General features: G+C 64.6%; 12 protein-coding genes. 8 read left to right on the plus strand and 4 right to left on the minus strand.

The features are described 5' to 3' along the window. Both AS156_RS16085 and AS156_RS16090 read left to right on the plus strand, forming a co-directional pair. A partial coding sequence (locus tag AS156_RS16085) for a thermonuclease family protein (protein WP_066506050.1) occupies positions 1-646 on the plus strand: 646 nt, incomplete at its 5' end. A 74-nt stretch (positions 647-720) separates the two neighbouring features. After that, on the plus strand, positions 721-3189 hold the full coding sequence (locus AS156_RS16090) for a PAS domain-containing hybrid sensor histidine kinase/response regulator (protein ID WP_066505973.1): 2469 nt from the start codon (positions 721-723) through the stop codon (positions 3187-3189). A 40-nt stretch (positions 3190-3229) separates the two neighbouring features. Here the strand turns inward: AS156_RS16090 and AS156_RS16095 are convergent, their stop codons facing one another. Both AS156_RS16095 and AS156_RS16100 read right to left on the minus strand, forming a co-directional pair. Further along, entirely contained in the window at positions 3230-3526 is a 297-nt protein-coding gene (locus tag AS156_RS16095; RefSeq protein ID WP_066505975.1) for a septal ring lytic transglycosylase RlpA family protein, read from the minus strand. Positions 3527-3637: 111 nt separating this feature from the next. Further along, on the minus strand, positions 3638-4174 hold the full coding sequence (locus tag AS156_RS16100) for a hypothetical protein (RefSeq protein ID WP_066505977.1): 537 nt from the start codon (positions 4172-4174) through the stop codon (positions 3638-3640). A 290-nt stretch (positions 4175-4464) separates the two neighbouring features. Between AS156_RS16100 and AS156_RS16105 the strand changes: the two genes are divergently transcribed. The 5 genes from AS156_RS16105 to AS156_RS16125 all read left to right on the plus strand — a co-directional run bounded on the left by AS156_RS16105 (position 4465) and on the right by AS156_RS16125 (position 11670). Further along, a complete protein-coding gene (locus AS156_RS16105) occupies positions 4465-4692 on the plus strand; it encodes a hypothetical protein (protein WP_066505979.1) in 228 nt (75 codons plus the stop codon). 74 nt (positions 4693-4766) lie between these two features. Next, positions 4767-5135 (plus strand): hypothetical protein, encoded by a 369-nt coding sequence (locus AS156_RS16110; protein ID WP_136626252.1) that lies wholly within the window; start codon positions 4767-4769, stop codon positions 5133-5135. 113 nt (positions 5136-5248) lie between these two features. Next, a complete protein-coding gene (locus AS156_RS16115; protein WP_066506055.1) occupies positions 5249-6472 on the plus strand; it encodes an efflux RND transporter periplasmic adaptor subunit in 1224 nt (407 codons plus the stop codon). After that, positions 6465-9689, plus strand: a complete 3225-nt coding sequence (locus AS156_RS16120) for an efflux RND transporter permease subunit (protein WP_066505981.1) — start codon at positions 6465-6467, stop codon at positions 9687-9689. Before AS156_RS16115 ends, AS156_RS16120 begins: the two co-directional genes overlap by 8 nt. A 142-nt stretch (positions 9690-9831) precedes the next feature. Further along, positions 9832-11670, plus strand: a complete 1839-nt coding sequence (locus tag AS156_RS16125) for an alkaline phosphatase family protein (protein WP_066505982.1) — start codon at positions 9832-9834, stop codon at positions 11668-11670. Positions 11671-11734: 64 nt separating this feature from the next. Here the strand turns inward: AS156_RS16125 and AS156_RS16130 are convergent, their stop codons facing one another. Then, positions 11735-12316, minus strand: coding sequence for a hypothetical protein (locus tag AS156_RS16130; protein WP_066505984.1), 582 nt, complete (start codon positions 12314-12316; stop codon positions 11735-11737). Positions 12317-12702: 386 nt separating this feature from the next. Between AS156_RS16130 and AS156_RS16135 the strand changes: the two genes are divergently transcribed. Continuing rightward, complete coding sequence (locus tag AS156_RS16135) at positions 12703-13362, plus strand: peroxiredoxin (protein ID WP_066505988.1); 660 nt, start codon at positions 12703-12705, stop codon at positions 13360-13362. Between the two features lie 71 nt (positions 13363-13433). Here the strand turns inward: AS156_RS16135 and AS156_RS16140 are convergent, their stop codons facing one another. Beyond that, the gene (locus AS156_RS16140; RefSeq protein ID WP_066505990.1) at positions 13434-14306 is read right to left on the minus strand and encodes a DMT family transporter; all 873 of its coding nucleotides are present in this window, start codon (positions 14304-14306) and stop codon (positions 13434-13436) included. Positions 14307-14700: the final 394 nt, after the last annotated feature.

Raw genomic sequence — 14700 nt, forward strand, 5'->3', positions numbered from 1 at the left:
CTATCGGCTCGACGGCATCGATGCGCCGGCGGTCGATCAGCTCTGCACCGACGAGCACGCCGACGTCTGGACTTGCGGGATCGAGGCGCGCGACCAGCTGGCCAAGCTGATCGGCGGCAAGCCAATTCACTGCGACGACATCGGCGTCGACCCTGCCGCCAGGAAGCGTCGCCTCGGCGTCTGCAAGATCGAAGGCGATCCGACCAGCCTGAGCCAGTTGCTGGTCCGCCAGGGCTATGCCCTGAACGTGGATGCCTCGGCGAGCGGCCGCTTCCAGCCGGATCAAGGCGCGGCCAAGGACGACCGTGCCGGGCTTTGGCGCGGCTGCTTCGTCGCTCCGCGCGATTTTCGTCACGGCAAGAAGGACGGGCCGCTGCTCGGCGTCTCCTGTCCGGCCGAGCGCGACCAGCAGATCCGCGACGCGCTTTTCCCGAGCGATCCGCCGATGCCCGCAAGCTGCAACATCAAGGGCAAATACGCGGTGCGCGCCCGCGTCACCGGCAATATCGGCATCTATCATTTGCAGGCCTGCCGCAGTTACCCCGGCTTAACCAATCCGGATCGCTGGTTCTGCTCCGAGGAGGATGCACAGGCGGCGGGGTTCCGCAGGGCCTATAATTGCCGTCCCGCCAGCAAGGGGAAGTAACCGCTCGGCAAATCACCGCTGGCAAAGCCGCCTTGTCCTGTGTGAGACTGCGAGGTGCGAGGTTGCCGGTACGAATGACCCCTCCCGATCCTTCCGATACGCTCCCCGAGGCCGCGGCCGCGGAACGGCTGCGGCAGCATCTTGAGGAGATCGCGCGCGAACGCGACCGCGCCCATCGCGAACTGCAGGAGCGCGAGGCCGAGCTCGCAAGGATCCAGCGCATTGCCCGGGTCGGCGGGCTCGAGATCGACTTCCGCGACGGCGTCCGAAACCGCCGCTCGCCCGAATATCTGCTGGTCCACGGGCTGTCGTCCGACGAGGCCAACGAGACCTACGAGAACTGGGTCTCGCGCATTCACCCCGAGGACCGCGAACGAACGATCGAGCACCTGTTCAGCGTGCTCAAGGACGGCGGCGCCGACTATACGGCCGAATACCGGATCGTCCGCCCCAACGACGGCGAGAGCCGGTGGATTCGCGTCGTCGCCAAGATCGAACGCGACCGCCGCGGCCGCCCATTGCGTCTGGTCGGCGCCGATCTCGACGTTACCGACCAGATGCTCGCGCAGGAGACGTTGCGCGAGAGCGAAGAGCGCTTCCGCCTGATCGCCGACAGCGCCCCGGTCCCGATCTGGGTGACCAAGCTCGACCGCACGCGCTCCTTCGCCAATCAGGCCTATCTGGACTTCCTCGGCTTGCCCTTCGAGGAGGCGGTCGTCTTCGACTGGCGCAAGGCGCTGCATCCGGATGACCTGCCCCACATCCTGCAGGAGCAGATCACCGGCGAGCTCTCGCTCAAGCCGTTCGTGCTCGAGGCGCGCTACCGGAATGCCGCGGGTGATTGGCGCTGGTTGCGCTCGGAGTCGCAGCCGCGCTGGGACCCGAACGGCAAGCATATCGGCTTCATCGGCGTCGCCCACGACATCACGGCGGCCAAGGAGGCCGAGATCGAGCTGCGCAAGCTCAACGAGTCGCTGGAGCGGCGGATCTCCGAGCGCACCGCGCAGCTCGAGTCCAACGAAGCCCAGATGCGCGCGATCTTCGAGACCAGCCATCAATATCAGGCGCTGCTCAATCAGGACGGCGAGCTGCTCTACGCCAACAAGACCGCGTTGGCGGGCATCCGCGCCGAGGCTTCCGACGTCGTCGGCAAGCCGTTCTGGGATACGCCCTGGTTCAGCCCGACCGAAGGCGCATCCGATGCGATCAGGAGCATCTTCGCGACGGTAATGCGCGGCGAGGACGTCAAGTCTGAAATGCTGCTGCGGCTGCCGATCGGCGAGCGCTATTTCGATTTCGAGATGCGGCCGCTGCACGACCGGCACGGCACTATCATCGGCGCGGTCCCGGAGGCCGTCGACATCACCGAGCGCCGCCGCGGCGAGGAAGCGCTGCGGCAGGCGCAGAAGATGGAAGCCGTCGGTCAGCTCACTGGCGGCGTCGCGCACGACTTCAACAACCTCTTGACCATCATTCGCTCGGCGACCGACTTCCTGCGCCGCCGCGATCTTCCCGAAGAACGCCGTCGCCGCTACATCGATGCGATCTCGGACACGGTGGAACGGGCTTCCAAGCTGACCGCGCAATTGCTGGCCTTTGCGCGCCGGCAGCCGCTGAACCCCGAAGTGTTCAATGTCGGCGCCCAGGTTGACAGCGTGACGCAGCTGATTCGCCCGCTGGTCGGCGCACGGATCCACATCGAGGTCAGGATCGACGATCCCGATTGCTACGTGATCGCCGACATCGGGCAGTTCGAGACCGCGCTGATCAACCTTGCGGTCAACGGCCGCGATGCGATGAACGGCGAAGGTCAGCTGACGATCGCGGTGAGGAAGGTGCAGACCATCCCTGCCCTGCGCGCCCAGGCCTCGCGCAGCGGCGACTTCGTCGCGGTTTCGATCCAGGACACCGGCACCGGCATCTCGCCGGACAATATCGACGCGATCTTCGAGCCGTTCTTCACGACCAAGGAGGTCGGTAAGGGAACGGGCCTCGGACTGAGCCAGGCCTTCGGCTTCGTCAAGCAATCGGACGGCGACATAGAGGTCACGAGCACGCTCGGACACGGTGCGACCTTCACCATCTATCTGCCGCAGGCGATGCGGCCCGCGGACGCGAAAATTGCAGCCGCCGCCGGCAGCGAACAGGCCTCGATCGGCCGCGGCTATCGCGTCCTCGTCGTCGAAGACAACGACGACGTCGGCCGCTTCTCCACCGAGCTGCTCGAGGACCTCGGCTATTCGGTCAAGCGCGCCGCCAATGCCAACGCTGCGCTGGCGATCCTGTCGGAGAACGAGTTCTCGGCCGACCTCGTATTCTCCGACGTGATCATGCCGGGCATGAACGGCGTCGAACTCGCCGGCATCATCCGCGAACGCTTTCCCGGCCTGCCCGTGGTGCTCACCAGCGGCTACAGCAACGTGCTCGCCGAGAACGCTCACAGCGGCTTTGAACTGATCCAGAAGCCCTACTCGGTCGAAGCGCTGTCGCGCACGCTCAGGAAAGCGATCACCGAGCAACGGGCGATCGTCTCCAAGCCCTGAGTGTTAGACCCTGAGCATCTTGCGCGGCGTCGGTTGGCGGTTACTCGACCACCACATGCGCGACGCCGAGCTGCAGAATGCCGAGCGCCTTCGCCGCCGCGGTCGACACATCGATGATCCGGCCGCGGATGAACGGACCGCGATCATTGACGCGGCAGCGGATCGATCGCCCTCCGTAGGATACCGTGAGCATGCTGCCGAATGGCCTGCTGCGATGCGCGCAGGTCATCTCGCCGTGCCTGCCGATGCCACCATAATAAGACGCAAGGCCACTCTCTGCGTTTGCCGTGCAAGTGGCAAACAGCAACATGGCCGCGGACATTGCTGCGGTTTTCATTGGTCGCCTGCCGGTTGAGTCCCCCCAAGGGAACGCGGTGCCGGCAGAACGGACCTCACAAATATGGCTGTTACACGGCGGCTACGCGGCGTTCTCGACACTGTCTGCGCGTCAGGAGGCCGCTTGCTCAGCTATCGGCGCGGCGACCTCTTTCAAGCTGCACTCGATCAATGCCCCCTCGATGGTGAATTTCGAGAACGGCGAAAGTGGCGTCGCGACCCTGAGCGCAGCGAAGAATTGCGAGTCGCCCGGGCTTTTCAGGAAGAACCGGATATGGCTGGCGGCCAGCGCATCACGCGACAGCCAGACTACGCCTGAGAACAGTGTCAGAAGGATCTGCGCGTAGTCCTGCATGTCGGCAACGCCGAGATCATAGATCGGTGAAACGTTGACGAAGCGCACGCTCAAGGCCGGTGCCGTATATTTGCTCATCAGCAAACGCCTGACCTGGCAGACCGCATGGACGCGCTCGTGGTCAGCCAGGTAGTACAAGCCCTGGCTATCGGCCTCCTTGGACGTCAATGCATCGAACGCGGAGATGCCGCCGAAGCTGGCAAAATCCTCGCCGACGCCTTCAGCGTCCTTCTTCCATTGTACCTTGATGTGACGCCAGGACCGCTCGGGATCCTTGATTGGCAGAAGCCGCATGATTAACCGGCGGTTAGCGCGTAGGCAATGATCGAAGCGATACTATGTCGCAGCTCTTAAGCCTTTCCTTACGGGGGCACCGCTCAGACACGACATGCCGCCAACTCGCCGCAGCTCTCGTCGGCCCGACGTCGAGCGGCGCCGATCGCGCCGACTGGTGCGAACAGAATAGATCGCGGAGCGACCGTGCACGCGCTTCGGCCAGCCGTCTCAGCGCTGCGCACGAGATGGATATTTCATCTCGGGCATGCTCAGATCGCCAACAGGATCGTGACCGGGACTTGCCATCGATGGACGCACTCACGCTGTTCGGATTGTTCGCCGTGACGATGATGGTTGTTTGTTATGCGGCCGAAGATCGCAGCCCCTGGTTCATCCTGGCCTTCGCGGTCGCCTGCGCACTTGGCTCGGCCTACGGATTTCTGCAGGGCGCATGGCCGTTCGGCCTTGTCGAAGCGGTCTGGGCCGTGGTCGCCGCGCGCCGATGGTTCATGCGCCGCAGTGCGGACAGCGTGTAACGTTATAGTATTCGCAGCGATTTCGCCGACAGCTTGAACTTGAATGCGCGCGATCGCGGCGCTAACTAGGGCGCATGGACGCTTCGCCCGTCACGAGCCGGTCTTCCCTTCGCGCAGCAGGATCGCGCCGCTGGCGCAGCCTGCTTGCGGGATTGATTTCGCTCGCGCTGATACTGTCCTTCTTCCATGGCTGGACCTTCGACGCCGATGATGATGCAAGCCCCGCTGTCTCGATCGCGCAGTCGATCAACGACACCGGCGGCAAGGCGCCGGCCCATCCGGCGTCACTCCACGGCGATCATTGCCTGACGCACGTCTCATCGGTGGCTCCGCAAGAAACCGCGTTCCCCATCGAGTATGCGCTGCATACCTATAGCGACGTCGGCATGCAGTTGCTGGCCTCGGCCGATCGCCTCTCTCCGTTCAAACCACCCCGCGCCTGAGCCGGTCAGCTTGACCGCTCGCAGCTCACTGCCGCCAGGCAGCGAGTTCGTTTCCGCACATATCGATGTTGCGACAGCGCAAGGCCATTGGCGCGCGCTGCGGAGAGGCGCAGATGAAACGGATTGTACTATTTTTCGCCGGTGTCACCGCCGGCATCAGCCTGGTTTTCGTGACCGCCGGATGGATCGGCTGGCCATTCTCACTGCCGGCTACAACGCGTGAGACTGTGGCAGCAAGTTCGGCCAACACCGAGGCCAAGCATCAGGCCCCCGGACACATTGAGCTGAGCGAGGACCAGGTTCGGGAAGCCGGGATCACGCTCGCGCGTGCCAATGGCGGCATGTTGAAGCGCCACTTCCTCGCGCCGGGGTCATTGATCCCAGATGCGGACCATATCGGCCGCGTCTCGGTGCGCGTACTGGCGACGGTCACGGAACTGCGCAAGCGCATCGGCGACAGCGTCGGGAAGGGCGAGATCGTCGCGGCCATCGAGAGCCGCGAGGTGGCCGACGCCAAGAGCGAATACCTGGCTGCGAGACTGACCAACGACCTGCAGCAGACGCTCTACGCCAGGCAGAAGACGCTGGTCGAGAGCCGCACCGTGTCGGAGAATGAGTTCCTGCGCACGCGGCTGACCGCGAACGACGCCCAGATCAAGCTCGACGGCGCGCGGCAGAAATTGTTCGCGCTGGGCCTGTCGGAAAGCGAAATCGCTGACCTGCCCAACCAGCCCCAGGAAAGCCTGCGCACGCAGTTCCTGCGCGCACCGATCAGCGGCCGGGTGTCCGAACGGCGCGTCGATCTCGGCGGATTGATCGGGCGCGAGGGCCAGGAGAGCGAGCTCTTCGTCATCGTCAATCTCGACGACGTCTGGGTCGACCTCGCGGTGTCCCCCGAAGACATCGGCGCCGTCAGCGAGGGCGTGACGGTCAAGATCCGCGCCATCGGCACCGACGATGAAGCCGATGCGGACGTCATCTTCGTCAGCCCCCTGCTCGACCGCGAGACCCGCAACGCGCGGGTGATCGCGACCATGCCCAACAAGGGCCATCGCTGGAAACCGGGCACTTTCGTCACCGCTGAGGTTCCGATCGCCGGCGCACCGTCGAGCGTGATCGTTTCCAAGAGGTCGATCCAGACGATCAAGGGGACTCCGACCGTTTTCGTCCGCGATGCCGACGGCTTCGAAGCCAGGTCGGTGCGCACCGGTCGCGAGGATGACGATGATATCGAGATCGTAGCCGGCCTTGCCGCCGGCGAGATCATCGCGGTGGACAACACCTTCACGCTGAAGGCCGAGTTGGAGAAGGACGACGCGGAGCACGATCATGATTGAGCGCATCATCGGGCTTGCGATCCCGCGTCGCTGGGTCGTCGTGACCTTGGCGGCCATCCTGATGCTGATCGGCGGCGTCGCCTTGACGAAGCTGCCGATCGACGCGGTGCCTGATATCACCAACAAGCAGGTCCAGATCAACACCACTGCGCCCGCGCTGTCGCCGGCTGAAATCGAGAAGCAGATCACCTTCCCGATCGAGACCGCGCTTGCAGGTGCGCCGGGACTGGAGAGCACGCGTTCGCTGTCGCGCAACGGCTTCTCGCAGATCACCGCCGTATTCAGCGAGGCGACCGACATCTATTTCGCCCGCCAGCAGGTCGGCGAACGCCTGACCGAGGTCCGCGCACGCCTGCCGCAGGGCATTGAGCCGCGGATCGGCCCGACCTCGACCGGCCTTGGCGAAATCTACATGTGGACGGTCCGCTTCTCCGGGACGCCCGTGCCAGCCGACGGCACGCCCGGCCTCCAGAGCGACGGCAGGTTTCTCACGGCAGAAGGCAAGGTCCTGCAGAGCGAGGTCGAGAAGGACGCCTTTCTGCGCACGGTGCAGGACTGGATCATCAAGCCGCAGATCAAGATGGTGCCGGGTGTCGCCGGCGTCGATTCGATCGGCGGCTATCTCAAGCAGTACCAGGTTCAGCCTGACGCGGCGAAGCTGATCGCGCTCGGCCTCACCTTTGCCGACGTCGCGAAGGCAATCGAAGGCAACAATGTCAGCCGCGGCGCGCGCTATATCGAGCGCAACGGCGAAGGTTTTGTGGTGCGGTCCGGCGGACGCCTCGAAACCATCGAGGAGCTCAGCGCGGTGGTCGTCACCACCCGCGGCGGCGTTCCAGTCCGAATCCGCGACATCGCGAGCGTGTCGATCGGCGGCGAAACCCGCACCGGCAGCGCCAGCGAGGACGGCCGCGAGGTCGTGGTCGGCACGGCGCTGATGCTGATCGGCGCCAACAGCCGCACAGTGTCGTCCGCAGTCGATGCGCGGCTTCGCGCCATCGCATCGTCCCTGCCCGCCGGCATCGAGGTCGAGACGGTGCTCGATCGCACCCAGCTCGTCGACGCGACCATCGGCACGGTGGCGCGCAACCTTACCGAGGGCGCGTTGCTGGTCATCGCGGTGCTGTTCGTGCTGCTCGGCAATTTCCGCGCGGCGCTGATCACCGCGCTGGTGATCCCGATCGCAATGCTGATGACGGCGATCGGCATGTGGCAGGGCCGCATCAGCGCCAATCTGATGAGCCTCGGCGCGCTCGATTTCGGCCTCATCGTCGACGGCGCAGTCATCATCACCGAGAACAGCCTGCGTCACCTCGCCGAGAAGCAGCAGGCGCTGGGCCGCGTGCTGACGCGCGACGAACGGTTAGTGACGGTGCGCGCCTCCGCCGTCGAGATGGTCCAGCCGAGCCTCTATGGCCAGGCCATCATCCTGCTGGTCTACGTGCCGCTGCTCACCTTCACCGGCGTCGAAGGCAAGATGTTCGAGCCGATGGCGCTCACCGTGATTCTCGCGCTCGCTGCGGCCTTCGTGCTGTCGCTGACGCTCGTTCCCGCACTGATCGCGATCGCCATCACCGGCCGCGTGCAGGAGAAGGAGAACCGTCTCGTTGCGGCGCTGAAGAGTTGGTACAGCCCGCTGCTGCGGCGTGCCGTTGCAACGCCTGTCCCGGTCATTGCGGTTGCGGTCCTGTTGTTCGCTGCTGCTCTGTTCGGCTTCTCGCGACTCGGCCAGGAGTTCATCCCTTCGCTCGACGAAAAGAACATCGCCATGCATGCACTGCGGATACCGAGCACGGCGTTGTCGCAGTCGCAGACGATGCAACTGTCCGTCGAGAAAACCGTCAGCCGCTTCCCGCAGGTGGCCTACGTCTTCTCCAAGACCGGCACCGCCGAGGTGGCGAGCGATCCGATGCCGCCGAACGCGTCCGACACCTTCATCATCCTGAAGCCACGCGACAAGTGGCCGGATCCGTCGATGACCAAGCAGCGGCTGATCGAGGAGATCTCCGCGGCGGTTGGCCGGCTGCCGGGCAATGTCTACGAATTCACCCAGCCGATCCAGATGCGCTTCAACGAACTGCTCGCCGGCGTTCGGAGCGACATCGCGGTCAAGGTGTTCGGCGACGAGTTCGAGCCGATGCAGAAGGCCGCCAATGAGGTCGCGGCCGCCTTGCGAACGGTCCCAGGTGCGACCGACATCAAGGTCGAACAGGCAAGCGGCCTCCCGGTGCTCGAGATCAAAGTCGATAAGGCGGCGATCGCCCGGCGCGGCTTGAGCGCATCGGCCGTGCAGGACGTGATCGGGGCCGCGGTCGGCGGCCAGGATGCCGGCGTTGTCTACGAAGGCGATCGCAGCTTCGATATCGTGGTGCGATTGCCGGAGAGCGTACGCTCCGATCTGGAGGCGCTGAGCAACCTGCCGGTCGCGCTGCCGCAGGCGACACCGAGCACGCCGGTGCAGAGCCTGCCGCTCAACCGTGTTGCCAAATTCTCCTTCACCGAGGGGCCGAACCAGATCAGTCGCGAGAACGGCAAGCGCCGCATCGTGGTGACGGCCAACGTCCGCGGCCGCGATCTCGGCTCGGTGGTCGAGGAAGCGCAGGCCAAGGTGGCGCAATCGGTGAAGCTGCCGCCCGGCTACTGGATGACCCGGGGCGGCCAGTCCGAGAATCTGGCCGCGGCGCGGCAGCGCCTCACCATCGTAGTGCCGGCCTGCTTTGCGATGATCTTCCTGTTGCTGCTGGCGGCCATGGGATCAGCGCGCGACGCGCTGCTGGTGTTCAGCGCCGTTCCGCTGGCGCTCACCGGCGGCATCGCGGCGCTGTGGCTCCGCGGCATGCCGTTCTCGATCTCGGCCGCAGTCGGCTTCATCGCACTGTCCGGCGTTGCGGTGCTGAACGGACTCGTGATGCTGAGCTTTGTCAGGCAGCTGCGCGAGCGTGGCGTGCCGATGCGGACGGCGATCGAGCAAGGCGCCCTCACCCGCTTCCGCCCCGTCGTCATGACGGCGCTGGTCGCCTCGCTCGGCTTCGTCCCGATGGCCTTCGCCACCGGCACCGGCGCCGAGGTGCAGAAGCCGCTCGCCACCGTCGTGATCGGTGGCCTGATCAGCGCAACGCTGCTGACGCTTGCGGTGCTGCCGGCGCTGTATGCGCGGTACGGTCATGCCGGCAATGTTGCGCGCAACGAGAGTGCGGCTACTCAGCCCGCGGAATGACTGCGTATCGAGCAGCGCGGCGCGGACCAAATTCGGCAGCAATCACGCGGCGAATTGCGCTGTAACAATTCTGTCATGTCGCAAAACTAAACGAGGGCAGCGGCGATCGGCCGCTGCCTGCTCTTCATTGGGGAAACGAAAAATGCGCCGTGCCATCACATTGTTGTCCGCCAGCATGATCGCGTTGTCTGCGGGCGCCGCCTCGGCGCAGAACGCCAAGCCCCGCAACTTCATCCTGTTCGTGCCGGACGGCCTGCGTGGCGGGATCGTGACGCCGCAGACCGCGCCGGCGATGGCCGAGATCCGCGACAAGGGCGTCAACTTCAAGAATTCGCACTCGCTGTTCCCGACCTTCACGATGGCGAACAGCTCGGCGATGTCGACCGGCCATTATCTCGGCGACACCGGCACCTTCTCCAACACGATCTTCACCGGCTACACCTCGGCGCCGGCCGGCGACACGGTCGTCCCCTTCATCGAGAACGATGCGGTGCTCGCCGACATCGACGATCACTTCCACGGCGATTATCTCAACGAGGAGACGCTGCTGAAGCTGGCGCGCGGCCATGGCTTCTCGACCGCGGCAATCGGCAAGGTCGGCCCCACCTTGCTGTTCGACCACACCGATCGCGGCAAGAACACGATCGTGGTCGACGACTCCACCGGCGGCAAGACCGGCGTGCCGCTCTCGGACGAGATGAAGGACGCGCTGACCAAGGCAGGCCTGCCGCTCGCCACGCCCAGCCGCGGCGACAACGCCAAGGCCGGTGACGCCAAGACGCCCGGCACGACGGTCGCCAACGTCGCGCAGCAGGCCTACATGGCCGACGTCGCGACCAAGGTGGTGCTACCGATGTTCAAGGACCGCAACAAGCCCTTCGTGCTGGTGTTCTGGTCGCGCGATCCGGACGGCAGCCAGCACAACACCGGCGACAGCCTCAACACCATCACCCCCGGCATCAATGGCCCGACCTCCATGGCCGGCATCAAGAATGCCGACAACAATCTGGCGCAGCTCCGCAAGGCGCTCGACGAGCTCGGCCTTGCCGCCAACACCAACATCATCGTCTCCTCCGACCACGGCTTCTCGACGATCTCGAAGGAGAGCAAGACCAGCCCCTCGGCCAAGGTCTCGTTCAACGACGCACCGAAGGATTTCCTGCCCATGGGCTTCCTGGCGCTCGATCTCGCCAAGGCGCTCGACCTGCCGCTGTACGATCCCAACGACAAGAACGCGAAGGTCGCCGACAACGCCCATCCGAAGGCCGGCAACGGCGTGCTCGGCCACGACCCGACCAAGCCCGAGGTCGTGATCGCAACCAATGGCGGCTCGGACCTGATCTACCTGCCGACCAAGGACAAGAAGCTCACCGACCGCGTCATCAAGGCGCTGCTCGAGCAGGACTATGTCAGCGGCCTGTTTGTCGACGACAAGCTCGGCAGCTTCCCCGGTACGCTGCCGATGTCGAGCCTCAACCTGAAGGGCAAGGCTGCGACGCCGAACCCCTCGATCGTGGTCAACTTCCGCTCCTGGTCGAGCGGCTGCGAGATCCAGACCAACTGCTCGGTGCAGGTCGCCGACACCGTGCTGCGCCAGGGCCAGGGCATGCATGGCAGCTTCAGCCGCGGCGACACTTTCAACTTCACCGCGGCGATCGGTCCCGACTTCAAGGCCGGCTATGTCGACGCGCTTCCGGTCAGCAACGCCGATGTCGGCATGACCGCCGCCAGGCTGCTCGACCTGCGCACCCCGAACAATGACGGGCTGATCGGCCGGGTCATGACGGAGGCGCTGCCGAACGGCACCGTGCCGAAGATGGCCGACGGCACCATCTCCTCCAAGCCGGCGGCCAACGGCTTGCGCACCGTGCTGAAATTCCAGCGCGTGCAATCGACCCGCTATTTCGACGTCGCGGGATTCCCGGGGCGGACGCTCGGGCTCGAGGCCGGCGACGGCAAACAGAAAACGGCGGGGAAGTGATCCCNCCCCGCCGCTCTCGCTCGAAGCCTTTCGTTCGGGATGATGCATGCATCATCCCGGGCGATCACATCATCCCGATGTCGAACACGTTGGGCAATTGTGTCGCAAGCGGCAACGCCGCCGCGCCGACCAGCGTGGCCACCATGGCCGCCAGCGCGCGACCGCTGCGGCGCTTGCCGCGCATCTGGCTCGCGATCCACTCCAGAACCTTGGTGTCGATCTTGGTCGCCTGAGCCGGCGCCCAACCCTCGATCTTGGTCTCGGGCGACAGCGCCACCGTGCGCGACGGAACCGGCAGGCCGGACTCCGAGGCGGCGTGATGGGCGATTGCCTTGGCAAGCAGATCGTCGAACCGGCCGTTGTCGCTGCGCTCGGCGGCGGCCTCGTTGATCTGGAACAGCGCCTCGATCTCAGCCCGGCTGACCGGCTGATGCTCGACGGCGGCCGCCGTCAGGATGCGCGCGCACCAGGCAGCGTCATCGGCATCGAGCGATCGGGAGAAATGGATACGGCCCCTGGTGGTCGGGCCTTCGCCGGTGATCACGCCGTCGCGGACGATGGTCAGCGCATGGGCGGCGGTCTTGCGGCAGGATGGTTGCAACGCACCGCTGAGAGACTCAGCGGTCTTGGTACTTGGGGCAGACATTGTGGGGGCTTTCAATTCCTATCTCAGCCAGCTTTTCCATGCGGGCGTAAACGAGTGGTTACCGATTCGGAACTTGCGTTCCGAGATTTTTAGATAGTTGCTATTTAGTCGCTTTGAACCCTGTCATGGTTCGGTCGTATAGTAGCCGGCCCGGCGTGATGGCGGCGATAAGCGGCTTTATCTGGGCATTTCCAAGCTTTTACTGTCACAGCGACCATTTCGCCGCAGTGGGAAGGATCAAAACAAGTTGCTTGGAATTCCTCACTCAAGGAGAAATTTCTCACCTTTTTTCAGAAGCCGTTCACTTAAAGCTTGCCGCGCCCTATACTGGCAAAGACATCTGGAACACATATTTACCAGCAACTTCAATGGCATGAGGTAAAATCATGGCACTTCCGATCGGCACTGTCGCCCCTGACTTCGAAGCTGAGACCACCGAAGGCAAGATCAAGTTCCACGACTGGATCGGCAACAGCTGGGTGCTGCTGTTCTCCCATCCCAAGGACTTCACCCCGGTCTGCACCACCGAGCTCGGCGCGCTGGCCAAGCTGAAGCCCGAATTCGACAAGCGCGGCGTCAAGCTGATGGGCCTGTCGGTCGACCCGGTCGACCGCCACGCCAAATGGGCCGAGGACATCAGGGAGACCCAGGGCACCGCGCCGAACTATCCGATGATCGGCGACACCGATTTCAACGTGTCGAAGCTCTACGACATGCTGCCGGCGTCGACCTCGGGCGATCCCCTCACCCGCACCGCGGCCGACAACCAGACCGTCCGCAACGTCTTCGTGATCGGACCTGACAAGAAGATCAAACTGGTGATGGTCTATCCGATGACCACGGGCCGGAACTTCCAGGAGATTCTGCGCTCGATCGACTCGCTGCAGTTGACCGCCAAGCACCGCGTCTCCACACCTTCCGACTGGAAGCAAGGTGAGGACGTCATCATCTCCGGCTCGGTCAGCGACGACGAGGCCAAGACGATCTATCCGCAGGGCTGGAAGGCGCCGAAGCCGTATATCCGGATCGTGCCGCAGCCGAAGTGACCGCCGGCGATTGCGCGCATGGCGCGCAATCGCCGAGGTCATTCCGGGGCGATGCCCAGTAACAACGGGGCTCACGCGCGGCGGTTCACCAGCAGAACCGCCGCGGCACAGGCGGCCATGCCAGCAATCGCGACGTAATCCAGCCTTTCGTCGAACAGGATGAACGCCATCAGCGCAGTCACCGCCGGCACCAGGTAGAACAGGCTCGCGACCGAGGTCGCGGCATGGTGGCGGATCAGCCAGTACAACAGCCCGATCGATCCGATCGACAGCGCGAACACCAGCCAAGCCACCGCCAGCACGAACTCGGTGGTCCAGTGCACGACATTGGTCTCGAAAAGCCACGCGCCGATGCCGAAGAAGATCGTGACTGCGATGAACTGCACGAGATTGCCGGCGCGCCAGTCGATCCGGTTGCAGTAGCGCCGCTGGTAGAGCGTGCCGAGCGTGATGCTGACCAGCGAGACGACGGACGCAAACCAGCCCCAGCCCGCGTCGCCCGTCATCGGCCGGTTGTGCATGATCAGCACGACACCGGCGAGGCCCAGCAGCAACCCGCCCCATTGCAGCGGCGTGACCCGCTCGCCGAGCCAGCGATTGGCGATGGTCGAGGTCAGGATCGGCTGCAAGCCCGGGATCAGCGCAGAGAGCCCGGCCGGCACCGAATGCGCGATCGCAACCGCGGTGCCGCCGAGATAGAAGCCGTGCACAAGGATGCCGGCCACCGCGCTGTGGAAGATGCCGGCGCCGTCCAGCCATTTCGGCCGCGTGATCGCGGCGATCACCACCATCACCACCACCACGAACGCCATCCGGATCGCCAGATAGGTCAGCGGCTCGGCGCCGCTGAGGGCGTATTTGGTGCCGATGAATCCCGTGCTCCACAGCACGACAAATACCGCCGGCGCCAGACGAGCGGCCGTTTCCTCGAAGCTCTTGTTCATTTGCAGCGCATTGCCTGAATTGGAGGCAGCGGACAATCGCGATTCCTGCAATGATGCTGCGCGGGCTGGCGGCCTCATGCGTGATGTCGTCCCTGCGAAAGCAGGGAACCATAACCACAGGGCTGTGTTGTTGAAGCGAGCTGTGGCCCCGGCGTCGTAACGCAATTCGCATTCGTGGCTATGGGTCCCGGGTCGCGCTGCGCTTGCCCGGGGCGACACCGAGTGTATTGCACAGTCAAGCATCCGCATTCTCGCGACACGAACTGTCCGAGCTTTGCCGTTCGTTTCGCCACTCTGGAAGCAGAGGGCACAGGGAAAGCCGGGTGCCGATCGCACCCATGGGCCCCGAGCAATGGTAGAAAGCTCGGGGGTAGGACCACAGGTGTAACCGGAG

The organism is Bradyrhizobium macuxiense (genome assembly GCF_001542415.1).
GTDB lineage: Bacteria > Pseudomonadota > Alphaproteobacteria > Rhizobiales > Xanthobacteraceae > Bradyrhizobium > Bradyrhizobium macuxiense.

Excerpts from the sequence above, each read along its gene's own strand:
- AS156_RS16090 (WP_066505973.1), top strand. The coding sequence starts at position 721 with ATGACCCCTCCCGATCCTTCCGATACGCTCCCCGAGGCCGCGGCCGCG.
- AS156_RS16095 (WP_066505975.1), bottom strand. The coding sequence starts at position 3,526 with ATGAAAACCGCAGCAATGTCCGCGGCCATGTTGCTGTTTGCCACTTGC.
- AS156_RS16100 (WP_066505977.1), bottom strand. The coding sequence starts at position 4,174 with ATGCGGCTTCTGCCAATCAAGGATCCCGAGCGGTCCTGGCGTCACATC.
- AS156_RS16105 (WP_066505979.1), top strand. The coding sequence starts at position 4,465 with ATGGACGCACTCACGCTGTTCGGATTGTTCGCCGTGACGATGATGGTT.
- AS156_RS16110 (WP_136626252.1), top strand. The coding sequence starts at position 4,767 with ATGGACGCTTCGCCCGTCACGAGCCGGTCTTCCCTTCGCGCAGCAGGA.
- AS156_RS16115 (WP_066506055.1), top strand. The coding sequence starts at position 5,249 with ATGAAACGGATTGTACTATTTTTCGCCGGTGTCACCGCCGGCATCAGC.
- AS156_RS16120 (WP_066505981.1), top strand. The coding sequence starts at position 6,465 with ATGATTGAGCGCATCATCGGGCTTGCGATCCCGCGTCGCTGGGTCGTC.
- AS156_RS16125 (WP_066505982.1), top strand. The coding sequence starts at position 9,832 with ATGCGCCGTGCCATCACATTGTTGTCCGCCAGCATGATCGCGTTGTCT.
- AS156_RS16130 (WP_066505984.1), bottom strand. The coding sequence starts at position 12,316 with ATGTCTGCCCCAAGTACCAAGACCGCTGAGTCTCTCAGCGGTGCGTTG.
- AS156_RS16135 (WP_066505988.1), top strand. The coding sequence starts at position 12,703 with ATGGCACTTCCGATCGGCACTGTCGCCCCTGACTTCGAAGCTGAGACC.
- AS156_RS16140 (WP_066505990.1), bottom strand. The coding sequence starts at position 14,306 with ATGAACAAGAGCTTCGAGGAAACGGCCGCTCGTCTGGCGCCGGCGGTA.